The organism is Rhodanobacter aciditrophus, from assembly GCF_050026795.1.
Taxonomy (GTDB): Bacteria; Pseudomonadota; Gammaproteobacteria; order Xanthomonadales; family Rhodanobacteraceae; genus Rhodanobacter_A.
On record NZ_JALBWP010000010.1, the window covers coordinates 591,005 to 616,731 of the forward strand.

Sequence of the window (25,727 nt, forward strand, 5' to 3'; positions counted from 1 at the left end):
CGGGCACATCACTTGGATGGTTGCAGGGCCGGAAAGATTCAATACTTGTTAGTACATTATTAAGTGGCGATTAATTTTCACGGCAAGTGCTTGACCGGAAAAGGAGCGGGCACCGGAGGCGCCCGTTCCCGGTCACGCGACGCAATCGCGCGATGCAATCGTCGAAACGACTCAGAAGCGGTATTCGGCGCTCAACGAGTACTTGCTGGTGGCCAGCTGCACGCGCTGCTCGCCGTTGTCGGAACCGGCGTAGTAGTCGTAGTTCACGCCCAGGCTCCAGTTCTGGCTGAGGTTGTAGCCCACGCCCGCACCGGCGTAGTACTTGGTGCGGTTGTACTGGCGGAACTCCGGGTTCGACCCGTTGGTGATGCCCTCGCCCTGGGCGTAGAACAGGCCGCCGCGCAGCTCGCCGTACCAGTTGGGGCTGAAGCTGTAGCGCAGATCCACGCCGGCGGTGCTGCCGCGCAGCTTGGACTTGCTGTTGCCGGCGATCCGGTCGGCGTACTGGCTCCGGGCGGACAGGCGGCCCAGCCACTGGTAGCCCACTTCCACGCCCAGCGAGGTCTCTGGATTGATCGCGAAGCGATAGCCACCCTTGATGCCGCCGGCGAACTTGCCGTCGTCATAGGGGCCCTTGCTGACGTTCGCGTAGCCGGCGTCCGCACTGACGTACCAGCCCTGCTGGGCGTTGGCGGCGACGGATGCCTGGTCCTGGGCAAAGGCGGCCGGCACGGCGACGAAGCCGGCGGCAGCCAGGGAGAGGGCGAGCAGATTCTTTTTCATTGGGGGATTCCTTTTGTTCTGGTCAGTCCGCGGCGCCTCGGGGAAAGGCGATGTCGCGGCTCGGCATCCGCTCTTGGGCGGTGCCGGGCCATTGGACGGCGGGCCAGCTGAAGGAATTCGATACCGATTGGTTCAGAATTAAGTGCGAGTTAATGTCAAGCCGCGGACCGAAGCCCGGCGCAACGATGGCGCGACAGCATCGGGCGGATCGGCGACAATGCGGGTTTTTCGCCGACGCCCACCCCGGAGAACACCCATGACCACCCGCCGCCAACTTGCCAACGCCGTGCGCGCCCTTGCCATGGACGCCGTGGAGAAGGCCAAGTCCGGCCATCCGGGCATGCCGATGGGCATGGCCGACATCGCCGAGGTGCTGTGGAACGACTTTCACCGCCACAACCCGGCCAATCCGCACTGGTTCAACCGCGACCGCTTCCTGCTCTCCAACGGCCATGGCTCGATGCTGCAGTACGCACTGCTGCACCTGAGCGGCTACGACCTGCCGATGGCCGAGCTGGAGCGCTTCCGCCAGCTGCACTCGAAGACCCCGGGGCATCCCGAGGCGCACGAGACGGTGGGTGTGGAAACCACCACCGGCCCGTTGGGCCAGGGCATCGCCAACGGCGTGGGCTTCGCGCTGGCCGAGAAGGTGCTGGCCGAGCGCTTCAACCGTCCCGGCTTCGACGTGGTCGACCATCACACCTGGGTGTTCTGCGGCGACGGCTGCCTGATGGAAGGCATCTCGCAGGAGGCGATCTCGCTGGCCGGCACCTGGAAGCTGGGCAAGCTCACCCTGATCTACGACCACAACAACATCTCCATCGACGGCGAGGTGCCGGGCTGGTTCACCGACGACACCGCCGCCCGCTTCGAGGCCTGCGGCTGGCACGTGGTGCGCGACGTGGACGGCCACGACGCCGGGCAGATCAAGGCCGCGCTGGCCGCCGCCAAGGCCGAGACCGGCAAGCCGAGCCTGGTGATCTGCAAGACCATCATCGGCTTCGGCGCGCCGAACAAGGAAGGCAAGGAATCCAGCCACGGCGCGGCGCTGGGCAAGGACGAGGTCGCCGCCGCGCGCGACATGCTGGATTGGCGCTATGCGCCGTTCGAGATCCCCGCCGAGATCTATGCCGGCTGGGACGCGAGGCCGGCCGGCGCCAGGTACGAGGCTGAGTGGAACGCGTTGTTCGCCGGCTATGCCAAGGCGCATCCGGAGCTGGCCGCCGAGCTGCAGCGCCGTCTCGCCGCGAAGCTGCCGGAGAACTGGGCGGCCGAGTCGCAGGCATGGGTCGAGAAGCTGCAGGCCGAGGGTCCGGACGTGGCCAGCCGCAAGGCCTCGCAGATGGCGCTGAACGCGTTCGGCCCGCTGTTGCCGGAGCTGATCGGCGGCTCGGCGGACCTCGCCGGTTCCAACCTCACCCTGTGGAAGGGTTCGGTCAGCGTCACCGAGGCTGGCCCGAACGCCAACTACATCCATTCCGGCGTGCGCGAGTTCGGCATGACCGCGATCGGCACGGGCCTGGCGCTGCATGGCGGCTTCATTCCGTACGACGCCACCTTCCTGGTGTTCTCCGACTACGCGCGCAACGCGGTGCGCATGAGCGCGCTGATCCCGGCGCACTCCATCCACGTCTACACCCACGACTCGATCGGCCTGGGCGAGGACGGCCCCACCCACCAGCCGGTGGAGCACCTGGCCAGCCTGCGCTACATCCCGAACAACCGCGTGTGGCGTCCCTGCGACGCGGTGGAATCGGCAGTGGCGTGGAAGGCGGCGATCGAGCGCCGGGACGGCCCGTCCTGCCTGGTGTTCTCGCGCCAGACGCTGAAGCACCAGCAGCGCAACGCGCAGCAGGTGGCCGACATCACGCGCGGCGCCTATGTGCTGTCCGAGCCGGCCGACACCAAGTTCAAGGCCATCCTGATCGCCACCGGCTCCGAGGTGGAGCTGGCGATGGAGGCGATGCGCACGCTGGCCCAGCAGGGCGTGCCGGTACGCGTGGTGTCGATGCCGTGCACCGAGGCCTTCGATGCACAGCCGGTGGAGTACCGCGAAGGCGTGCTGCCCGGCTGGTGCCGCGCGCGCGTGGCGGTGGAGGCCGGCATCGCCGACTTCTGGCGCAAGTACGTGGGCCTGGACGGCGAGGTGGTCGGCATGACCACCTTCGGCGCCTCGGCACCGGCCGAGCAGTTGTTCGACTACTTCGGTTTCACCGTGGCGAACGTGGTCGATGCGGTGAAGCGCGTCGCCGGCTGAGGGACGGGCTTTCTTCCCGGACGAAGACGCGGCGGGAATCCCGCGGCGTCTTCGTCTGGCGCAGCAGCGCATCCGCTGCGCGATCGCCTCTCGCCCCGATTGGCACGCAGAACCATGGCGCGCAGGATGCGCTCCTGCGGAGCAGGTGGCTGCGCCTGGCTACGCCGACAGCAGGTCGGCGAGATGCGCCGGGTCCTGCGCCAGGGCCTCTGCACCGGCCTGCTGCAGTTCCTCGCGGCTGCCGAAGCCCCACAGCACGCCGATGCCGGCGATGCCGTTGGCCACCGCGCCCTCGATGTCGTAGCGGCGATCACCGATCATCGCGGCCTTGCGCGGCGCGGCGCCGAAATCGGCCAGCGCGGTGGCGATCATCGTGGCCTTCTCGCAATGCGCACTGGCCGGGTCGGGACCGTAGAGCCTGTCGAAGGCAGCGCCGAACGGCAGCGCCTCGAGGATCGGTGCGGCATGCCGCACCGGCTTGCTGGTGACCACGGCGAGTGTGTGGCCGGCCTGCCGTAGGCGTTCGATCGCCGCGGCGATGCCGGGGTAGACCGCGTGCTCGCGCCAGCCCAGCACGGCGAAGCGCTGGTGGTAGTAATCCACCGCCGCCTCGACGCGCGCGGCGTCGTGATCGAGCAGCGGCGCGAAGCTGTGCCGCAGCGGCGGCCCGATCCACGGCCGCAGGTCGGCGGGCGCGGGCACGTCCAGCTTCGCCAGCGCGTGGCGGATGCAGGCGGTGATGCCGGGTTCGGAATCGATCAGCGTGCCGTCGAGGTCGAACAGGCAGAGCATCACCTCGCGGCTCGCGCCTTGAGCGCAGCCACCGCGGGCAGCTCCTTGCCTTCGAGGAATTCGAGGAAGGCGCCGCCGCCGGTGGAGATGTAGGACACCTTGTCGGCGATGCCGTACTTGTCCACCGCGGCCAGCGTGTCGCCACCGCCGGCAATCGAAAACGCGGGTGACGCGGCGATCGCGCGGGCCAGCGTCTCGGTGCCCTTGCCGAACCCATCGAACTCGAACACGCCGACCGGGCCGTTCCACACCACGGTGCCGGCCTTGGCGATCAGCGCGGCGTAGCGCTGCGCGGTCTCGGGGCCGATGTCGAGGATCATTTCGCCGTCGCGCACCTGATCCACCGGCTTCACCGTGGCCGGGGCGTTGGCGGAGAACTCCGGCGCCACCACCACGTCGACCGGCAGTGGCACCTCGGCGCCGCGGCGCTTGGCGTCGGCGAGCACCTTCTTCGCGGCGTCGACCAGGTCGGGTTCCACCAGCGAGTTGCCCACCGAGTGGCCGATGGCGGCGATGAAGGTGTTGGCGATGCCACCACCGACGATCAGCTGGTCGACCTTGCCGATCAGGTTTTCCAGCAGGGTGAGCTTGGTGGAGACCTTCGAGCCGGCCACGATGGCCAGCAACGGGTGCGCCGGGTTTTCCAGCGCCTTGCCCAGCGCATCCAGCTCGGCCGAGAGCAGCGGGCCGGCGGCGGCGACAGGGGCAAACTTGATCACGCCATGGGTGGAGGCCTGCGCCCGGTGCGCGGTGCCGAAGGCATCCATCACGAAGATGTCGCAAAGCGCGGCGTACTTCTTCGCCAGCGCGTCGTCGTCCTTGCCTTCGCCCACGTTCATGCGGCAGTTCTCCAGCACCACCACCTCGCCCTCGGCGACGTCCACGCCGTCGAGATAGTCGCGCACCAGCCGCACCGGCTTGCCCAGCCTGTCACCCAGCCAGGCGGCCACCGGCGCCAGCGAGGAGGCCTCGTCGAACTGGCCCTCCTTCGGCCGGCCCAGATGGGAGAGCACCATCACCCTGGCGCCGGCGTCGCGCGCGGCCTTGATCGTGGGCAGGGCGGCGTCGAGACGCTGGGCGGAGGTGATCCGGCCGTGGTCGTCGATCGGCACGTTCAGGTCTTCGCGGATCAGCACGCGCTTGCCGCGCAGGTCGAGGTCGCTCATGCGGGTGACGGACACGTGGGAACTCCCGTGGTTCGTAAAGGGCTGCCCAGGAACCCGGGCGGCAGAAACCCCGTATTGTCCGGCCCGTCCCGGGGCGATGCAAATTAAACTGCAGGCCTTCCATCGCAAGGAGTGGACGCATGCCTTCCGGTCTCGTGCTGTACGGCTACTGGCGCTCCAGTGCCGCCTATCGCGTGCGCATCGCGCTGGCGCTGAAGGGTCTGGCCTGGGAAAGCCGTCCCGTGCACCTAGTGAAGGACGGTGGCGAGCAGCATGCGGCGGGCTATGCGGCGATGAATCCGCAGCAGATGGTGCCCACCCTGCGCGACGGCGAGCGAGTGCTGATGCAGTCGCTGGCGATCATGGAATACCTGGAGGAAACCCGTCCCGAGCCGCCGCTGCTGCCGGCCGATGCGCGCGGCCGGGCGCGGGTGCGGGCGCTGGCGCAACTGGTCGCCTGCGACATCCACCCGCTGGGCAACCTGCGCGTGCTGCAGTATCTGGAGCGCGAGCTAGGCGCCGGCGAGGCACAGCGCGGCGCGTGGTCGCGGCACTGGATCGCCAGCGGCTTCGCCGCGATGGAGGCGATGCTGGCCGGCAACGCGGCCACCGGCCGCTACTGCCACGGCGACACGCCGGGGCTTGCCGATGCCTGCCTGGTGCCGCAGGTGTACAACGCGCGGCGCTGGAAATTGCCCCTGGACGACTATCCGACGATCCGCCGCATCGATGCGGCATGCGGCGAGCTGGAGGCGTTTCGTGGCGCCGCACCGGAGGCGCAGCCGGATGCGCCGGCACCGTAGCGGCTGCGGCTCGAGGAGCAAAGGCGGTTGTTTGAGGTCGGGCGCGCCATCCGTGGCCCGCGTGACAGGCTCTGCGGCAGCCTGTCAGAACCCCATCCCGTAAGGGTCGTTGCTGCCGCCCATCAGCGCGTTGCCGTCCGAGCTGTTGCCGCCACCTTCGGCGAGGCGGATCTTCAGCGCCAGGCCGTCGCGGGAGTCGGCCTTGTTGAGCGCCTCCTCCAGCTCGATGCGACCCTCCTTGTAGAGCCGGTACAGCGACTGGTCGAAGGTCTGCATGCCGTCCTGCAGGCTGCGGTCCATCGCCTCCTTCACCTCGTGGATCTGGCCGCGGCGGATCATGTCGCGGATCAGCGGCGTGTTCAGCAGCACTTCCACCGCGGGCAGGCGGCGGCCGTCCTTGCCCACCACAAGGCGCTGGCTGATCACTGCGCGCAGGTTCAGCGCGAGGTTCATCAGCACGTTCTTGTGCGCCGACTCGGGGAAGAAGTTGAGGATGCGCTCCAGCGTCTGGTCGGCGTTGTTGGAATGCAGGGTGGCCAGGCACAGGTGGCCGGTTTCGGAGAACGAGATCGCCGCCTCCATGGTGTCGGTGTCGCGGATCTCGCCGATCATGATGACGTCCGGCGCCTCGCGCATCGCGTTCTTCAGCGCCTCGTGGTAGGTGTGCGTATCCAGGCCCACCTCGCGCTGGTTGACGATGGAACGCTTGTGCCGGTGCAGGTACTCGATCGGGTCCTCGATGGTGAGGATGTGGCCCGCGGAGTTGGTGTTGCGGTGGTCGATCATCGAGGCCAGCGTGGTCGACTTGCCCGAGCCCGTGGCACCCACCACCAGGATCAGGCCGCGCGGTTCCATGATCAGGTCGCGGAAGATCGACGGCAGCTGCAGCTGTTCGACGTTGGGGATCTCGCTCTTGATCGCGCGGATCACCATGCCCACTTCGCCGCGCTGCTTGAACACATTGATGCGGAAGCGCCCGGCCTCCTTCACCGCCAGCGCCATGTTCAGCTCGAGGTCGCGCTCGAACTGCGGCACCTGACCCTCGTCCATCAGGGAGTAGGCGATCTTCTTCACCATGCCGCCGGGCAGTCCGGTGTTGCCGAGCGGGTAGAGCTTGCCCTCGACCTTGATGTTCACCGGGGCGCCCGTGGACAGGAACATGTCCGAGGCGCCCTTGTCGACCATCAGTTTGAGGAAGTAACCGATATCCACGCCAAATCCCCTGGTTGTGCTCGTTGCAATGAGCGATTGTGCACGCCCACAATACGCGTAGAAGCTTAATCAGGAATGCGTGATGGTGCACATCTCCCCTTCACCGACCCGGCGCCCGGCGCGCCCGTACAGGCCGGCGCGACGGCTCGCGCAGGCCGGCCTGCTGGCCGGCCTGTTGTTCCTGGCCGGTTGCGCCAGCGTGCCCCCGCCGAACGAGTCGATGAACCTGGCGCAATCGCAGCTGCAGGCCGCGCGCGACGCCGGGGCGGCCGACTACGACCCGGTGGATCTCGGCTTTGCCCAGGACAAGTTCCAGCAGGCGCAGGGTGCGATGGCCGACCGCAAATACGCGCTGGCGGCCGACCTGGCGGAGGAGTCGCGCGCCGACTCCGAACTGGCGCGGGTCAAGGCCAACCTCGGTGCGGCCCGGGCCAAGATCCAGTCCAAGATGAACGCCAATGCCGAGCTGCGCGAGCAGGGAGCCCAGGCCGCCGCCGCGGCCGCGGCGGAGTTCGCCAAGCCGCTGCCGATGCCGGCCACCGCCGGTTCGGTTCCTGCGCCGGCGGGCTCGGTGGCGCTGCCGCCTGCCGCGCCGCTGGAGGACATGCCTGCACCCTCCGCCTCGGTGCTGTCGGCGCCGCCGTCGGGGCAGGGTTTCCAGACGGTGCCAACGCAGAATCCGCAGTCGGATGGCCAGAATCCGAACGCAACACAGGGCTTCCAGCCTGCAGGAGGCCAGCCATGAAGCGTGCCGCCACCCTGTTTGCCGCCGCCGCGATGGCACTGGGCATTGTCGGCACCGCCCAGGCGAGGCGCGACGACATCGACGTCAGCCGGTTGACCAGCAACCTCGACCAGTTGGCCAGCGATCCGGTGCTGGGCAATTACGCCCAGGCCGAGCAGGCGCTCGCCCGCAATGCGATCGCCCAGCTGGCAGAGGCCAGTTCGCACGATCGACCGCACGCGCTGTACATGGCCGAGCGGCGCGTGGACCTGGCCAGGGCGTCCGCCCAGTTGCAGGACGCCCAGACCAAGCTGGCCCAGCTCGACCGCGAGCACGACCAGATCCAGCTGGAAAATACCCGCCGCGAGGCCGAGACGGCCCGCCGTGAACTGGAGCGCCAGCGCCTGCAGTACCAGATGGCCCAGGAAGAGGCGCAGCGCCTGCAGGCGCAGGGCGAGGCCTATTCGCAGGCTGCGGAGCAGGCCCAGGCCGAAGCGGCCAAGGCCAAGCGGCTGGCCGCGGCGCAGAGCCGGGTGGCGCGCGCCGCCAAGCGCGAGGCCGAGCTGGCCGCGAAGGCCGCCAAGGCGATGCGCGCGCAGATGCAGCAGGACAGCGGTGGCAAGCCGTAGGTTTGACTTTTGCGATCGTCCATGATCACGGAGGTCAAATGGGCAGCCAGTGGTCTTTGCAATCGTCCCTGATTGCGGGAATCAAACGGGGCGCCATCCCTGGCTGCACTGTTCAATGAAGGCCGCTACCGATGCACCTCGAACACGGCGCCGCGAGAGCGGCGCCGTGTCATTTCCGGGTAGCTGCAACAAGCTGTTCCGACAGCTTTTTATGGGGATTTCACAAGGTCTCGGCAGTGCGTCGTCGATCACCGCCGCGAAGGCTTGCGGCACTTTTCCGGGCGGAGTAGGGTCAACCCCAGTGGAGCCGTTCCGCTCCATGACCGTCGGCCCGAACCATGCACCATTCCCCCGCCAGTTTCCCGCCCGCCAGCCGGCTTGCCGGCGCGGGCGGGCGGGAGCGTGCGCGTGATCAGGGGCGGCGGACGGGCGCCCGTGCGCCCGCATGCTCACTCACGAGGAGGTTGGACCATGTTCGAAAACCAGCAGCGTGATGACGTCGAAGCATTGATGAAGGCGGATGCGGAATTCCGCCGCCTCTATCAGCACCATCGGGAACTCGACAGCAAGGTGCACGACGCCGAGATCGGCGTGCTGCCACTCGACGACATCACCCTCGCCTGCATGAAGAAGGAAAAGCTGCATGCCAGGACGCGCCTGGAGCGCATGTGGGAAGGGCGCCGCCAGCTTTCCAGTTGAGCGCCTTCTGAATCCAGTGGCCACGACGGCCCCGGCAGCTTCCGCCCAGGAAGATGGCCGGGGCCGCGGCATTTTCGCCCGGTCCGTTCGCCACGCTCGGCTATCATGGGGTCTCTCTCCGGTGCCGCCGACGCGCACCGGCCAGCCACGCGACGGAGCCTCCATGACGGTGCAGCAAAGCGTTCTCGAACTGATCGGCCACACCCCGATGCTGCGCGCGCAGCGCCTCGATACCGGGCCGTGCGGGCTGTTCCTGAAACTGGAGAGCGCGAACCCCGGCGGTTCGATCAAGGACCGCATCGGCCTGTCGATGATCGAAGGCGCGGAGAAGGCCGGCAAGATCAAGCCCGGCGCCATCCTGGTCGAGGGCACCGCCGGCAACACCGGCCTCGGCCTCGCGCTGGTGGCGCAGGCCAAGGGCTACCGACTGATTCTCGTGGTGCCGGACAAGATGAGCCGCGAGAAGATCTTCAACCTCAAGGCGATGGGTGCCGAGGTGGTGCTCACCCGTTCCGACGTGGCCAAGGGCCACCCCGAGTACTACCAGGACATGGCCGAGCGCATCGCGCGCGAGACTCCCGGTGCCTACTTCATCAACCAGTTCGGCAATCCCGACAATCCGCGCGCGCACATCGAGAGCACCGGGCCGGAGATCCTCGAGCAGATGGACGGCCGCGTCGACGCCATCGTGGTGGGCTGCGGCTCGTCCGGCACCCTGACCGGGCTGTCGCAGTACTTCGCCAAGACCTCGCCGCACACCGAAATCGTGCTGGCCGACCCGGTGGGTTCCATCCTCGCCCAGTACATCAACGAGGGCACGCTCTCCGCCAAGTCGTCGAGCTGGCTGGTGGAAGGTATCGGCGAGGACTTCCTGCCGCCGATCAGCGACTTCTCGCGGGTGAAGAAGGCCTACGCGATTTCCGACAAGGAGAGCTTCCTCGCCGCGCGCGAACTGCTCGCGAAGGAGGGTGTGCTGGGCGGTTCCTCCACCGGCACGCTGCTGGCCGCCGCCCTGAAGTACTGCCGCGAGCAGACCGCGCCGAAGCGCGTGGTGACCCTGGTCTGCGACACCGGCAACAAGTACCTCTCCAAGCTCTACAACGACTACTGGATGCTGGACAACGGCTTCCTCGAACGCGAGCAGCACGGCGACCTGCGCGACCTGCTGCTGCGTCCGTTCGCCAAGCGCGACACCGTGGTGATCGGCCCGCACGAGCTGCTGATCACCGCCTACACCCGGATGAAGCTGTACGACGTCTCGCAGCTGCCAGTGATGGACGGCAACCGGCTGGTAGGCATCGTCGACGAGTCGGACGTGCTGATGCACGTGCACGCCGACGAGACGCGCTTCCGCGACCCGGTGTCGGTGGCGATGATCACGGACCTGCAGATGCTCGACGTGCGTTCGCCGATCGAATCGCTGCTGCCGGTGTTCGAGCGCGGCCACGTGGCGATCGTGATGGATGGCGAGCAGTTCATGGGCCTGATCACCCGCATCGACCTGCTGAACTGGCTGCGCCGCAAGGTGAACTGACTGTCCGGCAAGGGTGTCGAAAGTTGGCTGAAACGCGCAGGCGGCACAGTCGCTGCCTGCGTCGGCCGGGCCGACAACCGCCAACCGTCAAGGAGTTCCCGCCATGTGTGGAATCGTTGCCGCCGCCGCCCAGCGTGACGTGGCGCCGCTGCTGATCGCCGGGCTGAAGGCGCTGGAATACCGCGGCTACGACTCGGCCGGCCTGGCCGTGCTGCAAGGCGGCGAGATCCACCGCGTGCGCGCCAAGGGCAAGGTGCGCGAGATGGAGGCGCAGTACCTGGCAGCGCCGTTTCCCGGCGGCACCGGCATCGCGCACACGCGCTGGGCCACCCACGGCGTGCCGAACGAGGCCAACGCGCACCCGCACATCGCCGGCCGTGTCGCCATCGTGCACAACGGCATCATCGAGAACTACGCCAGCCTGCGCGAGGAGCTCAAGTCGCGCGGCCACGTGTTCACTTCCGAGACCGACACCGAGGTGATCGCGGCACTGATCGACGAGCGCCTCGCCGGAGGCCTGGGCCTGCGCGAGGCGGTACTGGCCGTGGTGCGCGAGCTGGAAGGCGCCTACGCGATCGCCGTGATCAGCCGCGACGAGCCCGGCCGCGTGGTCGGCGCCCGCCGCGGCGCGCCGCTGCTGGTGGGCGTGGGCATCGGCGAGAACTTCCTGGGTTCCGACGCACAGGCGCTGGTCCAGGTCACCAACAAGATGATCTACCTCGACGAGGACGACGTCGTGGAGATCACCCGCGACCGCGTGCAGGTGTTCGGCCTCGACGGTCGGCCGGTCGAGCGCGCACTGCACGAGAGCGAGCTGTCCGCCGATGCAGTGGAGCGCGGCGAATACCGCCACTACATGCAGAAGGAGATCTTCGAGCAGCCGCGCGCGGTGGCCGACACGCTGGAGTCGCGCCTGGGCGCGAACGGCGTGCTGCCGAACGTCTTCGGCGTGGGCGGCGACGCGCTGCTGGCGAAGGTACGCGGCGTGCACATCGTCGCCTGCGGCACCAGTTACCACGCCGGCCTGGTGGCGAAATACTGGATCGAGGAATACGCGCGCCTGCCGGTGGCCGTCGAGGTGGCCAGCGAATACCGCTACCGCGAGGCGGTGGTGCCCGAGGGCACGCTGTTCGTGGCGATCTCGCAGTCCGGCGAAACCGCCGACACGCTGGCCGCGATGCGCGAGTCGAAGCGGCGCGGCTATCTCGGCACGCTGGCGATCTGCAACGTGCCCGAATCCTCGGTGGTGCGTGAGGCGGACCTCAAGCTGATGACCCGCGCCGGCCCCGAGATCGGCGTGGCCTCCACCAAGGCTTTCACCACCCAGCTCGCGGCGCTGGCGCTGCTCTCCCTGCAGCTGGCGCGGCAGCGCGGGCTGGACGACGCGCGCTACGCGGACCTCTGCGCGCAACTGCAGGCGCTGCCCCGCGCGATCGAGCGTGCACTGGCGCTGGAGCCGCAGATCGTGGAGCTGGCCGCACATTTCATCCCGCGTCACCACGCGCTGTTCCTGGGGCGCGGTGCGCAGTTCCCGGTGGCGCTGGAAGGTTCGCTCAAGCTCAAGGAAATCTCCTACATCCACGCCGAGGCCTATCCCGCGGGCGAGCTCAAGCACGGACCGCTGGCGCTGGTGGACGAGGACATGCCGGTGGTGGCGGTGGCGCCCAGCGGTCCGCTGCTGGACAAGCTGAAGTCCAACCTGCAGGAAGTGCGCGCGCGCGGCGGCGAGCTGATCGTGTTCGCCGACAACGCGGCGCCGATGGACGGCAATGCCGCGCGCGGCCACCTGCTGCGCATCGACGCCGGCGGCGACTTCATCGCTCCGGCGGTGTTCACCGTGCCGCTGCAGCTCCTGGCCTACCACGTGGCCGTGCTGCGTGGCACCGACGTGGACCAGCCGCGCAATCTCGCGAAGTCGGTGACGGTGGAGTAGGTGCGGAATCCTCGCAGTGATCCCTGACCGCGAGGACCAAGCGGGCGGCCGTCCATGGCCGTGCCTCTCGGGCAAAAAAGCCGGCATCCGCCGGCTTTTCGTTTCGCGACGCGCCCGCTGCCTATCACCCCGCCGTCTGGTGCCGGTACTGCGACGACATCGGCATCATCAGCGAGTTCTCGTTGTACATCACCCAGATCGATGCGCCCAGCACGATCACCACCAGCACGATGGTGAAGACGAAGGACAGCATGTTCCAGCCGCCTTCCGAGCGCGTGTCCAGGTGCAGGAAGTAGATGACGTGCACGAGGATCTGCACGATGGCCAGCAGCAGCACGATGGTGATGGTCAGCCAGTGGTTCTGGAATACGCGCCCCATCACCAGCCAGAACGGGATGACGGTGAGGATCGCCGCCAGCACGAAGCCTGTCAGGTAGCCGCGCAGGCTGCCCTGGTGCACGTGCATGGTGTCGTCGCCGTGGGCTGAGGAAGACGGATGGCTCATCGCAGCACTCCCGCCAGATAGACGAAGCTGAAGACGCCGACCCACACCAGGTCCAGGAAGTGCCAGAACATGCTGAGGCACTGCAGGCGCCGGATGTTCGCCTCGGTCAGGCCGAACTTGCCCAGCTGCACCATCAGCACGAGCAGCCACAGGATGCCCATGGACACGTGCAGCCCGTGCGTGCCGACCAGGGTGAAGAACGAGGACAGGAACGCGCTGCGGTCCGGGCCGGCACCTTCGGCGATCATGCCGGCGAACTCGTGGATCTCCAGCGTCACGAAGCCGGCGGCCAGCAGGCCGGACACCGCAAGCCAGGCCAGCATGGCGCGCTGTCTCTTCCGGGCCATCTCCAGCATCGCGAAGCCGAAGGTCACCGACGACACCAGCAGCAGGGCAGTGTTCACCGCCAGGCCTGGCAGGTCGAGCACCTCGGCGGCGGAGGGGCCGCCGGCGGTGCTGGTGCCGAGCACGGCGTAGCAGGCGAACAGCGACGCGAAGATGAAGCAGTCGCTCATCAGGTAGAGCCAGAACCCGAGCAGGGTTCCGCTGTGCGCATGCGGCTCTTCGTGGCAGAGGAAGCGCGAGGGCGCGGTATCGGCAACCGTGGTGTTCATGCGCCTGCCCCCTGCGCTTCAGGCTGCCAGTTGCCGGTGTGTTCGAACCGACGCACCTCGTCCGCGGGGATGTGGTAGTCGCGGTGGTAGTTGAAGGTGTGGACGACGGATGCGACGACGACGCCCGCGAACGACGCCGCGGCCAGCCACCAGATGTACCAGACCAGGCCGAAGCAGCACGCGAAGGACAGCGCGCCGATGATCGCGCCGGCGGCCGTGTTCTTCGGCATGTGGATGGGGCGGAAGCCTTCCAGCGGGCGCTGGAAGCCGTGCTTCTTCATGTCCGTCCAGGCGTCGCGTGCATGCACGTTCGGGACGAACGCGAAGTTGTAGGCCGGCGGCGGCGACGAGGTGGACCATTCCAGCGTACGGCCGTTCCACGGGTCGCCGCCCACCGCGTAGGCCTTGCGCCGCAGGATGCTGACGGCGATCTGGACCACGAACGCGAGAATGCCCAGCGCGATCAGCAAGGCGCCGAACGCGGCGACGATGAAATACGGCTGCAGCGCCGGGTTGTCGAAGTGGCTGAGGCGCCGGGTCACGCCCATCAGGCCCATGATGTACAGCGGCGTGAACGCCACCCAGAAGCCGACCAGCCAGAACCAGAAGCTGGCCTTGCCCCAGGACTCGTCGAGCCTGAAGCCGAACGCCTTGGGGAACCAGTAGTTGATCGCCGCGAACGCGCCGAACACCACGCCGCCGATGATCACGTTGTGGAAGTGCGCAATCAGGAACAGGCTGTTGTGCAGCAGGAAGTCGGCCGGCGCCACCGACAGCATCACGCCGGTCATGCCGCCGATGGTGAAGGTGAACAGGAAGCCCATCGTCCAAAGCATCGGCACGGTGAAGCGCACGCGTCCGCGGTACATGGTGAACAGCCAGTTGAAGATCTTCACTCCAGTGGGAATGGAGATGATCATCGTGGTCAGCGAGAAGAACGAATTGACGTCGGCGCCCGAGCCCATCGTGAAGAAGTGGTGCAACCACACCAGGTACGACAGGATCATGATCGCCACGGTGGCGTAGACCATCGAGGAATAGCCGAACAGCGGCTTGCCCGAGAACGTGGGCACGATCTCCGAATACACGCCGAAGATCGGCAGGATCAGGATGTACACCTCCGGGTGGCCCCACACCCAGATCAGGTTGATGTACATCATCACGTTGCCGCCGAAGCCGGTGGTGAAGAAGTGGGTGCCGAGATAGCGGTCCAGCGAGAGCAGCAGCAGGGTGGCGGTGAGCACCGGGAATGTCGCCAGGATCAGGCCGCTGGTGCACAACGTGGTCCAGCTGAACACCGGCATCTTCATCATCGACATGCCGGGCGCGCGCATCTTCAGGATGGTGGTGACGAAGTTGACGCCGGTGAGCAGCGTGCCCACGCCGGACAACTGCAGGCCCCAGATGTAGTAGTCGACGCCGGGGCCCTGCTGCAGCTCCGACACCGGCGGGTAGCCCAGCCAGCCGGCGGTCGAGAAGTCGCCGACGAACAGAGACACCATGAACAGGATGGCGCCCCAGAACGTGAACCAGAAGCTCAGGTTGTTGAGGAACGGGAACGCCACGTCGCGTGCGCCGATCTGCAGCGGCATCACGTAGTTCATCAGCCCCACGATGTAGGCCATCGCCACGAAGAAGATCATGATCGCGCCGTGCGCGGTGAAGATCTGGTCGTAGTGCTCGGGCGGCAGGTAGCCCATCTGCGGGCCGAAGGCGTAGGCCTGCTGCGCGCGCATCATGATCGCGTCGGAGAAGCCGCGCAGCAGCATCACCGTGCCGAGGATCATGTACATGATGCCGAGCTTCTTGTGGTCCACGCTGGTGAACCACTCGTGCCACAGGTAGCCCCACAGCCGTTTCCTGGTGACCAGGCCGAGGATGGCCAGGCCGCCAAGCGCCACCACGATCAAGGTCGCCAGGACGATGCGGCCCTCGAGGTCGGGCTTCAGGAAGGGCAGCGAATCGAGCGTCAGCCGCCCGAACAGGAAATTCCAGACGGTGGCACGGTGGGGCATGGCTTCGGGCATGGCGTGAATCTCCGCAAGCAGGTCAGTGCGCCTCCGCAGCCTGCGCGGGGAGCGTCTTCCCGGCATCCGCCAGCGAGGCGGCACCGGCGTGCGTGGGGCGGTCGCGCATGCCTTGCATGGCGTCGCCGGCGGGATCACCGGCCGACATCATGTGGTCCATGCATTGCTGGCCGGGACCAGCGCAGCGATCGAGGATGCGGGTGTAGAGGTCGGGCTCGAAGCGGGCGTAATACTGCACCGGCGCATCGCGCTGGGGCCGGCGCAGCACCGCGTAGGCTGCGCGATCGAGGTCGGTGCCGCCTGCGCGGACCCTGGCGATCCATGCGTCGAAATCCTGCGGGCTCATGCCCTCGAAGCCGAAGCGCATGTCGGTGAAGCCCGCGCCGCTGTAATTGGCCGAGAAGCCCGGGTACCGTCCCGGCTCGTTGACGACGGCATGCAACATCGTCTGCATGCCGGGCATGGTGTAGACCATGCCGGCCAGGTCCGGCACCGAGAACGCATCCATCATGGCGTCGGAGGTGAGCCGGAACCGGATCGGCACGTCTACCGGCGCCGCCAGCTCGTTCACCGTGGCGATGCCGTACTGCGGATAGAAGAACAGCCACTTCCAGCGCAGCGACACGACATCCACTTCCAGTGGCCTGGTGCCGGCTGCCACGGGTTGCCCTTTGGCCACACGGTCGAGCGGACGATAGGGATCGAGCTGGTGGGTGCCGATCCAGCTGATCGCGCCGACGGCGATGATGATCAGCAACGGAGCGGCCCACACCACCAGCTCCAGCTGCGGCGAGTGATCCCAATCCGGGTCATAGAGGGCCTTCGGATTGGAGGCCCGGTAACGCCAAGCGATGATGCCGATCGCGACGAGCACCGGCACGATGATCAGCGCGATGATGACCGTGGTGACGATCATGACGTCGCTCTGCTGGCGGGCCACGTCGCCGGACGGATCCAGCAGCGCCAGGCGGCAGCCGCCGAGCAGCGCAAGCGGAGACAACAGCAGGCCGCGAAGACGTTTCACTGTCATGGGCGCGTGTGCATCGGCAACGAAGTGTTGCCTACACTACTCTCGAAAGGCAGGTCTATACTACCCTCGTCGAACGCGTTGACCGACCGATCCGGCATGCCGGAAATGGTCGGAGCCGCAAAGGGATGTCGTGGCGGCCAGATGCAGCAGGTCGCCGCGTTGCGCGATGTCGCAGCCGGTCTGTCCAGCAATTTCTTGCACGATCGTCGCCAGGGAATCGCCATGCCAACCAGCAGCACCCAGTCGGTTCCCGGTTTGGCCGTCCATGCGCATGGCGGCAACACCCATGCGGAGCAGATGACGCCGGGAGATCTCGCTGTCGGCGTGCTGGTGGGACGCGCCTGCCAATCCTTCGACTTTTTCGTGTTCGGCATCGCCTGCGTGCTGGCGTTCCCGGCCGTGTTCTTTCCCTTCGCCAGCCAGATCGATGGGGTCTTCTACTCGTTTGCGATATTCGCGCTGGCCTTCATCGCGCGGCCGCTGGGTTCGATGTTCTTCCTGGTGCTGCAGCGTCATTTCGGGCTGCCCACCAAGCTCACCATCGCGCTGTTCCTGCTCGGCATGGCGACCGCGGGTACGGCGTTCCTGCCCGGCTACGCGACATTCGGCTGGGCCGCCATCCTGGCGCTGGCGGTGCTGCGCTTCGGGCAGGGCTTTGCGCTGGGCGGTAGCTGGAACGGACTGGCTTCGCTGATGGCGCTCAAGGCGCCGAAGAATCGGCGCGGCTGGTACGCCATGCTGCCCCAGTTGAGCGATCCGGTCGGTTTCATCATGGCGGCAGCGCTGTTTGCCTATATCTGGGCCAGCCTTTCGCACCAGGAGTTCATCGACTGGGGCTGGCGCTATCCGTTCTTCGCGGCGTTCGCCATCAACGTGGTGTCCCTGTTTGCCAGCCTGCGCATGGTGGTCGCGCCCCGCTATGTGGAACAGCTCAAGGAGCGTGATCTCGAGCCTTCGCCGATGCGCGAGCTGGTGCGTTCGCAGGGCGACAACATCGCCCTCGGTGCCTTCGCCCCGCTGGCCAGCTACGCGATGTTCCACCTGGTGACCATCTTCGCGCTGTCGTGGGCGCTGCTGTTCACGCAGCAATCGGTGGTCGGATTCCTCGTGGTGCAGATCATCGGTGCCTTCGTCGCCCTGCCGTGCATGTTCCTGTCCGGCCGGGTGGCGAACCGGTTCGGCCGGCGCACCACCCTGGCGGCCGGTGGCGTGCTGATCGCGGTCTACAGCGGGTGGACCGCGCTGCTGCTCTCCGGCGGCACGGTGAACAGCTACCTGTTCATCGTCCTCGGTTATGCGTTGCTCGGCTTCACGCACGCACAGGCCGCCGGTGCGGTGAGCTCGAACTTCCTGCCGGAGTTCCGCTACTGCGGCGCGATGATCACCTCGGACCTTGGCTGGCTGATCGGCGCCGGCTTTGCGCCGCTGGTGGCGCTTGCGCTGGCCCGGTATGCCGGGGTTCCCTACGTGGGGTTGTACCTGCTTTCCGGGGCAGTCGGCACGCTGGCCGCCCTGTGGATCAGCCGGCGTTCCGGCGGGCTTCCCAACGATTGACCGGTGCGCCCGGTGCAGGAGCGGCAAGGCCGCCCGGTGCGGGCCTTTGCCGTCGCCGGTGGTGATGGCCGGGGCTTGGTGCGATCATGCGCGGCCATGCCAGATGCAGACACCTCGTTGGACGAAACCACGCGCAACGTGCGGGGGCCGCTCGCGCTGACGTTGCTGGCGCTGCTCGGACTGCTGCTGTTCGCCAGTTTCGTGGCGCTGGGCACCTGGCAGGTGCACCGGCTGGCCTGGAAGACGGCGCTGATCGCCCGCGTCAACGAACGCGTGCATGCGCCGCCGGTGCCGGCGCCTGCCAGGGCGGATTGGGCCGGCATCACGGCAGCCAACGCCGAATATCGCCACGTGCGGCTCTCCGGTACCTGGCTCGGCGGCCGCCAGACGCGGGTGTGGACGGCGACCGATGCCGGCAGCGGCTACTGGATACTCACGCCACTGCGCCGCGACGATGGCAGCATCGTGCTGGTGAACCGCGGCTTCGCTCCCGACGGCTGGTGCGATCTCGAGGGGCGTTGCCCGCCTGCGCCGGGTGGCCAGGTCACGATCACCGGCCTGCTGCGGATCAGCGAACCCTCCGGCCTGTTCCGTCGCAACGACCCCGCCGCCGACACCTGGTACACCCGCGACGTGGCGGCGATCGCCAAGGCCCGCGGCCTCGCCGACGTGGCGCCGTACTTCGTGGATGCCGATGCCGCGCCGGGCGCGGCAGCGTCCGCCTGGCCGCGCGGTGGCATGACGGTGATCCATTTCCCGAACCACCACCTCAACTACCTGATCACCTGGTACCTGCTGGCGCTGATGGTGCTGGGCGCGGCGGGCTACGTGGCGCGGGACGAATGGCGGTTGCGGCGCAAGCAGGCTTCCACGGATTCCGCGTAGTGGAATAATGCAGCCGATTGATGGACTTCTCCGGCGGAGACCTCAATCGCCGGATAGCGATGTTGCAACACCGCGTCGTCGTAAGCCCATCACATTGCATTGACCAGCGGACAAGAAGCTCCTATTTCTGCAAACTCTTATGGATGATTCTCGCGACAAGGTGCCTCAAACTGGTTGGACGGATTACGACATAGGCTCCGGTGCAGATCACGGATGTGATGAGCCAAAGTAGTTTGTCAGTAGTGGGAAGAGTCTGCCTTGATGTGACTACGGCCAGATTCACGGCGATCGCCAGCAGCAGCTGAGCAGCCAGCATCACCCCGCACCAGTTCAATTTCATCAACAATCGCGAAATGACTGCGGCAAGCCTGCCTATTTCATGGTTTGCCAATCCGTACTGCGTATCAAGCCCTGCCGCGTAGGCTACGCGTTGGCTGAAAGCTGCCACGAATTCATGCATGGCGTAAGAGGACGGCGGATGATCCACAGGGGGCTGCTGCAATTGCTCGCTCAATTGTTGGGCTTGCCCGACTAGGTTTGTATCGGTTTGCGGATCCGATGCGCGAAAATTCTCGGGAACCTTCGAGCTGTTGATCTGGGTGACCAGCGGCTCGATGCACGCGGACATGAAGGGCTCGCCCAAGAACTCAAGCACTCTGCGAATGGCCCATTCGGGGCGTTGTACCAAATCGTCGTAACGCAGCCTGTGGACGACTTGCGAGCCAAGCGCCTGCTCTGCCTGTACGCAAGCCTGCACGGTGCGTAGCCAATATTCGTAAGCCTGCTGCTCGGTTTCCACAAATGCAAGATGGCCGTCCGGTCTGAAATTCAGTAGCGAATTGACCGCGGCTTTCACGTCGCGCACGATGTGCACGAATTTCGCATCCGGAAAAAGTTTCCTGAGCCCGCAGATATACAGGGAATATTCTGGTGTGCCGTCAACCCAGCGCAACTTCGGTTCAAGACTTGAGCGCGATACGCTAAAGGCGGAGTGAACCTGCAGTGGGTCTTGTTCGGCGCTGAGCAGACTATTTTGTTCCAGACTACTACGATGACGAAGAATCAAGTCATTGATGGCGTCACCGAAGGTGCTGAAAAAGACGTCCCTATCGACACCTATAGCGCTCAGTTGTGAGCGTTCGCCACGTTTATGCCCGACCTGGAATTGCACGCCGAGACTCACCGCTAATTCGCCCATCCACACCGACTCTTCCTGTGGAAGGATGTTTGCGTGTTGTCCGAGGCACCAAGTGAGTATGCTCGTGCCGGATCGAGGTGAGCCGACAACGAAGATTGGTCCCTTGCCGCCCCTTGTCTGGAAATTTGCCATGTTGATCGCTCCCTCGCCGATCAAACTTCATGGGAAACTTCTCACACTTTGAGGCCCTTTGCGAGATCCGTGTGTTGATCCGCAGAGCCTGAATGGTACTTATCCATGCTCCTATCGTGTTCACGCGCGGCCATACACGTCGTCGTAGCGCACGATGTCGTCCTCGCCGAGGTAGCTGCCCGACTGCACCTCGATCAGTTCCAGCGCCACCTTGCCGGGATTGCGCAGGCGGTGCTTGCTGCCGAGCGGAATGTAGGTGCTCTGGTTCTCGCCGAGCAGGAACACCTGGTCGTCGCAGGTGACCTCGGCGGTGCCGGAGACCACGATCCAGTGTTCGGCGCGGTGGTGGTGCTTCTGCAGGCTGAGCGCGGCGCCGGGCTTCACCACGATGCGCTTCACCTGGAAGCGCTCGCCGGCTTCCAGCGAGTCGTAGCTGCCCCAGGGGCGGTGCACCACGCGATGGAAGGAGTGTTCGCTGCGGCCCGCAGCCTTCAGCTGCTCGACGACCTTCTTCACGTCCTGCGCCGCGTCGCGGCGGGCGACCAGCGTGGCGTCCGGCGTGGTCACCACCACCAGGTCGTCCACGCCCACGGTGGCGATGAGGTGGCGGTCGTGCGAGCGCAGCAGCGAGTTGTGCGTGTCGACAGTGAGCGTGTCGCCCTCGCGCAGGTTGCCGTCCGCGTCGCGCTCGCCGGCCAGCCACAGCGCCGACCAGGAGCCGATGTCGCTCCAGCCGCAGCTTACCGGGATCACGGCGGCGCGCGCAGTCTTTTCCATCACCGCGTAGTCGATGGAATCCTCCGGCACCTTGGCGAAGAGTTCCCGGTCCACGCGCACGAAGTCGAGGTCGGCGTGGGCGGCGGCATGCGCGGCGCGCACGGCCGCCAGCATCGCTGGTGCGTGGGCGCCGAGCTCTTCCAGGTAGCGGTCGGCGCGGAACAGGAACATGCCGGAGTTCCAGTCGTAGCCGCCGTCGGCAAGATAACCCTCGGCGGTGGCGAGGTCGGGCTTCTCCACGAAGCGCTCGACGCGGAACGCACCGTCGCCGATGGCCTCGCCGCGGCGGATATAGCCAAAGCCGGTCTCGGCCCGGTCCGGGCGGATGCCGAAAGTGACCAGCCAGCCCTGCCGGGCCGCCGGCAGCGAGTGCTGCACGGCGTCGACGAAGCCGGCAGTGTCGCCGATCAGGTGGTCGGCCGGCAGCACCAGCAGCAGTGCATCGGCATCGCGCTTCAGCGCCTCCAGCGCGCCCAGCGCGATCGCCGGTGCGGTGTTGCGCGCCAGCGGCTCCAGCACCACGGCGCCGCCCTCGACGCCGGCGTCGCGCAGCTGCTCGGCGGCGAGGAAACGGTGATCCTCGCTGGCCACCACGATGGGGGCGGCCACGCCGGGCAACCGGCGCGTGCGCGCCACAGTCTGCTGGAACAGCGTGCCGTGGCCAGCCAGCGAGAGGAACTGCTTGGGCAGGTTCCTGCGCGATACGGGCCACAGTCGCGTGCCGCTGCCGCCGCTGAGGATCAGGGGAATGAGCATGGTGGATCGACCTGCAAGAGTGTGTTGGTCCAAGGCGTCATGGCTTGGCGTGTAGGGCGCACCTTGTGTGCGATTAAGCCCTTCGCGCACAGGGGGTGCCCTACAGGTGTCATGTGCGCTGGTGCGACAGCGCGTCCAGCACGTCGTGCAAGCCGTCTTGCCAATCGGGCAAAGCATAGCCGAAGCGTTGGGCGAAGCCGGTATTGTCCAGCACCGACCATGCCGGGCGTTTGGCCGGCGTGGGGTAATCCGCCGTGGCGATGGCCGCCACGCGCGGCAGACGCGGCAGCAGGCCGCGGGCGTGCGCGCCGTCGAAGATGGCCGTGGCGAAGCCGTGCCAGTTGGTGTGGCCGCTGGCGACCAGATGGTGGATGCCTTCCAGCGCGCCGCGCCGCGTGGCATCGCCGGCCTGCCACGCATCGAGCGCGGCCAGCGTGCCGGCCACGATCAGCGCGGTGCTGGTGGGGGCGCCAATCTGGTCGGCCACCACGCGCAGTTCGTCGCGCTCGGCGCCCACGCGCAGCATGGTGCGCAGGAAGTTGTGGCCGTGCGGCGCATAGACCCAGGCGGTGCGGAAGATGAAGTGCGCCGCGCCGCTGTCGCGCAGCGCCAGCTCGCCGGCCAGCTTGCTGCGGCCGTAGGCGCCCAGCGGTGCGGTGGACGCGTCGACGGGGTAGGGGGCGCTAGCCGTACCATCGAAGACGTAGTCGGTCGAGTAGTGCACCACCAATGCGCCGTGCGCAGCGGCCCAGCGGCCCAGCACGCCCGCCGCCTCGCCGTTGACGCGGGTGGCCAGCGACTCTTCCTGTTCGGCGCGATCCACCGCGGTGTAGGCGGCGGCGTTGATGATCACGTCGGGATGCAGGCGGTCTAGCAGGGCAGGCAGGGTATCGGGTGCGGCGAGGTCGGCGGTCTCGATGGTGGCGCCATCGTAGCGTTGGCCATCACGGCTGGCAGTTATCAGTTCGCCGCGCGCGACCAGGCCGCCGTCCTCGACGAAGTTGCGGCCGAGCTGACCGTTCGCGCCCAGCAGCAGGATCCTCATGCCGCGTACACCGGCAGGCGTTCGGCCGGCACCTCGGCCAGCAGCGGCGCCTTGCCGTCCTTGTCCGACAACAGTGGTTCGGCCACCGGCCAGTCGATGCCCAGTGCCGCGTCGTTCCAGCGGATGCCGGCATCGGCCTTGGGGTCGTACAGCGCGGTGCACTGGTAGCTGAAGGTGGCGAACTCGGAGACCACGCAGAAGCCGTGCGCGAAGCCCTCAGGTATCCAGAAGTGGCGATGGTTGTCGGCAGTGAGCATCACGCCTGCCCACTGGCCGAAGGTGGGCGAGCCCTGGCGGATGTCCACCGCCACGTCATACACATCGCCCTCCAGCACGCTGACCAGCTTGCCCTGCGGGTTCGGCCACTGGTAGTGCAGGCCGCGCAGCACGCCGCGCGCCGAGCGCGACACGTTGGACTGCACGAAGCGGCGATCGATGCCCGCTTCGCGATACTTGGCCTCGTTGTAGCTTTCGTAGAAGAAGCCGCGGGCATCGCCGAACACCTGCGGCTCGATCACCACGGCGCCGGGCAGGCGCGTCTCGATCACCTTCATCGCGCCTGCCCCTGCCGGACCAGCTGCTGCAGGTACTGGCCGTAACCGGTCTTGGCCAGCGGCGCGGCCAGCGCAAGCAGCTGTTCGGCGCCGATCCAGCCGTTGACGTAGGCGATCTCCTCCGGGCAGCACACCTTGAGGCCCTGGCGGTTCTCGATCGTCTCGATGTAGTTGCCGGCCTCCATCAGCGACTCGTGGGTGCCGGTGTCCAGCCACGCGAAGCCGCGGCCCAGCTGTTCGAGGTGCAGGGAACCATCGTCGAGGTAGCAGCGGTTGAGATCGGTGATCTCGAGCTCGCCGCGCGGCGAGGGCTGCAGCGAGGCGGCGTAGTCGCACACCCGGCCGTCGTAGAAGTACAGGCCTGTGACGGCGTAGTGCGACTTCGGTTGTGCCGGCTTCTCCTCCAGGCCGACCACCCTGCCCGCGGCGTCGAATTCGGCCACGCCGTAGCGCTCGGGATCCTTCACCCAGTAGCCGAATACGGTGGCGCCGCGCGCGCGCGCGGCGGCGCGCTTGAGGCGCTCGGTGAAACCGTGGCCATAGAAGATGTTGTCGCCCAGCACCAGGCAGCTGGGCTGGCCGGCGACGAAGTCGCGGCCGATGGTGAACGCCTGCGCCAGACCGTCGGGCGAAGGCTGCACGGCATAACGGATGTCCAGGCCCCATTGCGAGCCGTCGCCCAGCAGGCGCTGGAACATGTCCTGTTCGTGCGGCGTGTTGATCACCAGCACTTCGCGGATGCCGGCCAGCATCAGCGTGGCCAGCGGGTAGTAGATCATCGGCTTGTCGTACACCGGCAGCAGCTGCTTGCTCACCGCGCGGGTGATCGGGTGCAGGCGGGTGCCGGAGCCGCCGGCGAGGATGATGCCCTTGGTCGTCATGCGCCCAGCCTCTCCATGCGGTAGCTGCCGTCCAGCACGCGCTGCACCCACGGCTGGTTCGCGAGGTACCAGTCCACCGTGGCGGCGATGCCGCTCTCGAAGGTCTGCGAAGGCTTCCAGCCCAGTTCGCTCTGCAGCTTGGAGGAGTCGATCGCGTAGCGGCGGTCGTGACCGGGGCGATCCTTCACGTAGGTGATCAGCGATTCGCGCTTGCGGCCGTCGGCGAGCGGACGGCGCTGGTCCAGCAGGGCGCAGATCGTCTTCACCACGGTGATGTTGGTGCGCTCGGCGTTGCCGCCCACGTTGTAGGTCTCGCCCACGCGGCCGGCCTCCAGCACGCGGCGGATCGCGCCGCAGTGGTCACCCACGAACAGCCAGTCGCGGATGTTGAGGCCGTCGCCATACACCGGCAGCGCCTCGCCGGCCAGCGCCTTGGCGGTCACCAGCGGGATCAGCTTCTCGGGGAACTGGAACGGCCCGTAGTTGTTCGAGCAGTTGGTGGTGAGCGTGGGCAGACCGTAGGTGTGGTGGAACGCGCGCACCAGGTGGTCGGAAGCGGCCTTCGAGGCGGAATACGGCGAGTTCGGCGCGTACGGCGTGGTCTCGCTGAAACTGCCGGTCTCGCCCAGCGAGCCGTACACCTCGTCGGTGGATACATGCAGGAAGCGGAAGCCGTTGCGCGCGCCGCCTTCGAGGCCGCGCCAGTAGTCGCGGGCGCACTCCAGCAGGCCCAGCGTGCCCACCACGTTGGTCTGCACGAACTCGGCGGGGCCGTCGATCGAGCGGTCGACATGCGATTCGGCGGCGAAATTCACGATCGCGTCGGGCCGATACTCGGCCAGCAGCTTCGCCACCAGGGCGCGGTCGCCGATGTCGCCCTGCACGAACACGTGGCGGGGGTTGCCGTCCAGCGAGGCGAGGGTGTCGAGGTTGCCGGCATAGGTGAGCTTGTCGAGGTTCACCACGGTAAGGCCGTCGGCCACCGCCTGCAGCACGAAGTTCGCGCCGATGAAGCCGGCGCCGCCGGTGACCAGAAGGGTTTCCATGGGTGGCAGTTGATCCGTTGGGCGACAAAACCCGATTCTCGCATGGCCTATTCGCCCATCAAATACGTGGGTAGGCCACGGGCAGCCTTGGCACCACTGATTGTTAAGGCAAACGCGCGTCGCGAAGGTACAATGCGCGATCCATCGATCGTGGCGGCCTGTTCCAGGGCTGCTGCCCAGTACGGTTGCCT

Annotated in this window: 23 protein-coding genes; 9 read left to right on the forward strand and 14 right to left on the reverse strand. The window is 67.1% G+C overall.

The window, feature by feature from the left end; translation table 11 throughout:
* Window positions 1–171: 171 nt before the first annotated feature.
* Entirely contained in the window at window positions 172–783 is a 612-nt protein-coding gene (locus tag ACQGNW_RS07460; RefSeq protein ID WP_426662503.1) for a porin family protein, read from the reverse strand.
* 256 nt (window positions 784–1,039) lie between these two features.
* On the opposite strand from ACQGNW_RS07460, the gene tkt reads away from it, so the two are divergent.
* Complete coding sequence (tkt, locus tag ACQGNW_RS07465) at window positions 1,040–3,040, forward strand: transketolase (protein ID WP_426662504.1); 2,001 nt, start codon at window positions 1,040–1,042, stop codon at window positions 3,038–3,040.
* 159 nt (window positions 3,041–3,199) lie between these two features.
* On the opposite strand, the gene ACQGNW_RS07470 is transcribed toward tkt, so the two are convergent.
* Window positions 3,200–3,832, reverse strand: coding sequence for an HAD hydrolase-like protein (locus ACQGNW_RS07470; RefSeq protein WP_426662739.1), 633 nt, complete (start codon window positions 3,830–3,832; stop codon window positions 3,200–3,202).
* Window positions 3,832–5,013 carry a phosphoglycerate kinase gene (locus tag ACQGNW_RS07475; RefSeq protein ID WP_426662505.1) on the reverse strand — a complete coding sequence of 394 codons (1,182 nt, stop codon included), beginning with the start codon at window positions 5,011–5,013 and terminating at the stop codon, window positions 3,832–3,834. The genes ACQGNW_RS07470 and ACQGNW_RS07475 overlap by 1 nt, the downstream gene beginning before the upstream one ends.
* A gap of 125 nt (window positions 5,014–5,138) precedes the next feature.
* Between ACQGNW_RS07475 and maiA the strand changes: the two genes are divergently transcribed.
* A complete protein-coding gene (maiA, locus tag ACQGNW_RS07480) occupies window positions 5,139–5,801 on the forward strand; it encodes a maleylacetoacetate isomerase (protein ID WP_426662506.1) in 663 nt (220 codons plus the stop codon).
* A gap of 84 nt (window positions 5,802–5,885) precedes the next feature.
* Here maiA and ACQGNW_RS07485 read toward each other — a convergent pair whose 3' ends face one another.
* Complete coding sequence (locus tag ACQGNW_RS07485) at window positions 5,886–7,013, reverse strand: PilT/PilU family type 4a pilus ATPase (protein WP_426662507.1); 1,128 nt, start codon at window positions 7,011–7,013, stop codon at window positions 5,886–5,888.
* Between the two features lie 82 nt (window positions 7,014–7,095).
* Between ACQGNW_RS07485 and ACQGNW_RS07490 the strand changes: the two genes are divergently transcribed.
* The 5 genes from ACQGNW_RS07490 (at window position 7,096) to glmS (ending at window position 12,532) form a co-directional block, all read left to right on the forward strand.
* Entirely contained in the window at window positions 7,096–7,758 is a 663-nt protein-coding gene (locus ACQGNW_RS07490) for a DUF4398 domain-containing protein (RefSeq protein ID WP_426662508.1), read from the forward strand.
* Window positions 7,755–8,366 carry a hypothetical protein gene (locus ACQGNW_RS07495; RefSeq protein WP_426662509.1) on the forward strand — a complete coding sequence of 204 codons (612 nt, stop codon included), beginning with the start codon at window positions 7,755–7,757 and terminating at the stop codon, window positions 8,364–8,366. The genes ACQGNW_RS07490 and ACQGNW_RS07495 overlap by 4 nt, the downstream gene beginning before the upstream one ends.
* Before the next feature lie 471 nt (window positions 8,367–8,837).
* The gene (locus ACQGNW_RS07500) at window positions 8,838–9,065 is read left to right on the forward strand and encodes an HP1242/YdcH family protein (RefSeq protein WP_426662510.1); all 228 of its coding nucleotides are present in this window, start codon (window positions 8,838–8,840) and stop codon (window positions 9,063–9,065) included.
* A 163-nt stretch (window positions 9,066–9,228) separates the two neighbouring features.
* Complete coding sequence (locus tag ACQGNW_RS07505; RefSeq protein WP_426662511.1) at window positions 9,229–10,599, forward strand: pyridoxal-phosphate dependent enzyme; 1,371 nt, start codon at window positions 9,229–9,231, stop codon at window positions 10,597–10,599.
* Window positions 10,600–10,702: 103 nt separating this feature from the next.
* A complete protein-coding gene (gene glmS, locus ACQGNW_RS07510) occupies window positions 10,703–12,532 on the forward strand; it encodes a glutamine--fructose-6-phosphate transaminase (isomerizing) (RefSeq protein ID WP_426662512.1) in 1,830 nt (609 codons plus the stop codon).
* 124 nt (window positions 12,533–12,656) lie between these two features.
* On the opposite strand, the gene cyoD is transcribed toward glmS, so the two are convergent.
* From cyoD to cyoA, 4 genes are read right to left on the reverse strand one after another with little or no spacing between them, the layout of a single operon-like run.
* A complete protein-coding gene (gene cyoD / locus ACQGNW_RS07515) occupies window positions 12,657–13,037 on the reverse strand; it encodes a cytochrome o ubiquinol oxidase subunit IV (RefSeq protein ID WP_426662513.1) in 381 nt (126 codons plus the stop codon).
* The gene (gene cyoC / locus ACQGNW_RS07520; protein WP_426662514.1) at window positions 13,034–13,651 is read right to left on the reverse strand and encodes a cytochrome o ubiquinol oxidase subunit III; all 618 of its coding nucleotides are present in this window, start codon (window positions 13,649–13,651) and stop codon (window positions 13,034–13,036) included. The genes cyoD and cyoC overlap by 4 nt, the downstream gene beginning before the upstream one ends.
* The gene (gene cyoB / locus ACQGNW_RS07525; protein ID WP_426662515.1) at window positions 13,648–15,678 is read right to left on the reverse strand and encodes a cytochrome o ubiquinol oxidase subunit I; all 2,031 of its coding nucleotides are present in this window, start codon (window positions 15,676–15,678) and stop codon (window positions 13,648–13,650) included. Before cyoB ends, cyoC begins: the two co-directional genes overlap by 4 nt.
* Before the next feature lie 22 nt (window positions 15,679–15,700).
* Window positions 15,701–16,708: a ubiquinol oxidase subunit II gene (gene cyoA, locus ACQGNW_RS07530; RefSeq protein ID WP_426662516.1), complete on the reverse strand. Its 1,008-nt coding sequence runs from the start codon at window positions 16,706–16,708 to the stop codon at window positions 15,701–15,703.
* Between the two features lie 222 nt (window positions 16,709–16,930).
* Between cyoA and ACQGNW_RS07535 the strand changes: the two genes are divergently transcribed.
* Window positions 16,931–18,262: an MFS transporter gene (locus ACQGNW_RS07535; protein WP_426662517.1), complete on the forward strand. Its 1,332-nt coding sequence runs from the start codon at window positions 16,931–16,933 to the stop codon at window positions 18,260–18,262.
* A 96-nt stretch (window positions 18,263–18,358) separates the two neighbouring features.
* Entirely contained in the window at window positions 18,359–19,147 is a 789-nt protein-coding gene (locus tag ACQGNW_RS07540) for an SURF1 family protein (protein ID WP_426662518.1), read from the forward strand.
* A 121-nt stretch (window positions 19,148–19,268) separates the two neighbouring features.
* Here ACQGNW_RS07540 and ACQGNW_RS07545 read toward each other — a convergent pair whose 3' ends face one another.
* The 6 genes from ACQGNW_RS07545 to rfbB all read right to left on the reverse strand — a co-directional run bounded on the left by ACQGNW_RS07545 (window position 19,269) and on the right by rfbB (window position 25,536).
* The gene (locus ACQGNW_RS07545) at window positions 19,269–20,477 is read right to left on the reverse strand and encodes a sulfotransferase family protein (protein WP_426662519.1); all 1,209 of its coding nucleotides are present in this window, start codon (window positions 20,475–20,477) and stop codon (window positions 19,269–19,271) included.
* Window positions 20,478–20,597: 120 nt separating this feature from the next.
* Window positions 20,598–22,010 carry a mannose-1-phosphate guanylyltransferase/mannose-6-phosphate isomerase gene (locus tag ACQGNW_RS07550; RefSeq protein ID WP_426662520.1) on the reverse strand — a complete coding sequence of 471 codons (1,413 nt, stop codon included), beginning with the start codon at window positions 22,008–22,010 and terminating at the stop codon, window positions 20,598–20,600.
* 109 nt (window positions 22,011–22,119) lie between these two features.
* Complete coding sequence (gene rfbD / locus ACQGNW_RS07555; protein WP_426662521.1) at window positions 22,120–23,055, reverse strand: dTDP-4-dehydrorhamnose reductase; 936 nt, start codon at window positions 23,053–23,055, stop codon at window positions 22,120–22,122.
* On the reverse strand, window positions 23,052–23,609 hold the full coding sequence (rfbC, locus tag ACQGNW_RS07560; protein ID WP_426662522.1) for a dTDP-4-dehydrorhamnose 3,5-epimerase: 558 nt from the start codon (window positions 23,607–23,609) through the stop codon (window positions 23,052–23,054). The genes rfbD and rfbC overlap by 4 nt, the downstream gene beginning before the upstream one ends.
* Window positions 23,606–24,490 carry a glucose-1-phosphate thymidylyltransferase RfbA gene (rfbA, locus tag ACQGNW_RS07565; protein ID WP_426662523.1) on the reverse strand — a complete coding sequence of 295 codons (885 nt, stop codon included), beginning with the start codon at window positions 24,488–24,490 and terminating at the stop codon, window positions 23,606–23,608. Before rfbA ends, rfbC begins: the two co-directional genes overlap by 4 nt.
* A complete protein-coding gene (gene rfbB / locus ACQGNW_RS07570; protein ID WP_426662524.1) occupies window positions 24,487–25,536 on the reverse strand; it encodes a dTDP-glucose 4,6-dehydratase in 1,050 nt (349 codons plus the stop codon). The genes rfbA and rfbB overlap by 4 nt, the downstream gene beginning before the upstream one ends.
* Between the last annotated feature and the right edge of the window lie 191 nt (window positions 25,537–25,727).

Coding starts and splice junctions, on each gene's coding strand:
- ACQGNW_RS07460 (WP_426662503.1), bottom strand. CDS start 783: ATGAAAAAGAATCTGCTCGCCCTCTCCCTGGCTGCCGCCGGCTTCGTC.
- ACQGNW_RS07490 (WP_426662508.1), top strand. CDS start 7,096: ATGGTGCACATCTCCCCTTCACCGACCCGGCGCCCGGCGCGCCCGTAC.
- rfbC (WP_426662522.1), bottom strand. CDS start 23,609: ATGAAGGTGATCGAGACGCGCCTGCCCGGCGCCGTGGTGATCGAGCCG.
- cyoD (WP_426662513.1), bottom strand. CDS start 13,037: ATGAGCCATCCGTCTTCCTCAGCCCACGGCGACGACACCATGCACGTG.
- tkt (WP_426662504.1), top strand. CDS start 1,040: ATGACCACCCGCCGCCAACTTGCCAACGCCGTGCGCGCCCTTGCCATG.
- cyoC (WP_426662514.1), bottom strand. CDS start 13,651: ATGAACACCACGGTTGCCGATACCGCGCCCTCGCGCTTCCTCTGCCAC.
- ACQGNW_RS07470 (WP_426662739.1), bottom strand. CDS start 3,832: ATGCTCTGCCTGTTCGACCTCGACGGCACGCTGATCGATTCCGAACCC.
- cyoB (WP_426662515.1), bottom strand. CDS start 15,678: ATGCCCGAAGCCATGCCCCACCGTGCCACCGTCTGGAATTTCCTGTTC.
- ACQGNW_RS07545 (WP_426662519.1), bottom strand. CDS start 20,477: ATGGCAAATTTCCAGACAAGGGGCGGCAAGGGACCAATCTTCGTTGTC.
- maiA (WP_426662506.1), top strand. CDS start 5,139: ATGCCTTCCGGTCTCGTGCTGTACGGCTACTGGCGCTCCAGTGCCGCC.
- ACQGNW_RS07500 (WP_426662510.1), top strand. CDS start 8,838: ATGTTCGAAAACCAGCAGCGTGATGACGTCGAAGCATTGATGAAGGCG.
- glmS (WP_426662512.1), top strand. CDS start 10,703: ATGTGTGGAATCGTTGCCGCCGCCGCCCAGCGTGACGTGGCGCCGCTG.
- rfbA (WP_426662523.1), bottom strand. CDS start 24,490: ATGACGACCAAGGGCATCATCCTCGCCGGCGGCTCCGGCACCCGCCTG.
- ACQGNW_RS07540 (WP_426662518.1), top strand. CDS start 18,359: ATGCCAGATGCAGACACCTCGTTGGACGAAACCACGCGCAACGTGCGG.
- ACQGNW_RS07495 (WP_426662509.1), top strand. CDS start 7,755: ATGAAGCGTGCCGCCACCCTGTTTGCCGCCGCCGCGATGGCACTGGGC.
- ACQGNW_RS07550 (WP_426662520.1), bottom strand. CDS start 22,010: ATGCTCATTCCCCTGATCCTCAGCGGCGGCAGCGGCACGCGACTGTGG.
- ACQGNW_RS07535 (WP_426662517.1), top strand. CDS start 16,931: ATGCCAACCAGCAGCACCCAGTCGGTTCCCGGTTTGGCCGTCCATGCG.
- cyoA (WP_426662516.1), bottom strand. CDS start 16,708: ATGACAGTGAAACGTCTTCGCGGCCTGCTGTTGTCTCCGCTTGCGCTG.
- rfbB (WP_426662524.1), bottom strand. CDS start 25,536: ATGGAAACCCTTCTGGTCACCGGCGGCGCCGGCTTCATCGGCGCGAAC.
- ACQGNW_RS07505 (WP_426662511.1), top strand. CDS start 9,229: ATGACGGTGCAGCAAAGCGTTCTCGAACTGATCGGCCACACCCCGATG.
- rfbD (WP_426662521.1), bottom strand. CDS start 23,055: ATGAGGATCCTGCTGCTGGGCGCGAACGGTCAGCTCGGCCGCAACTTC.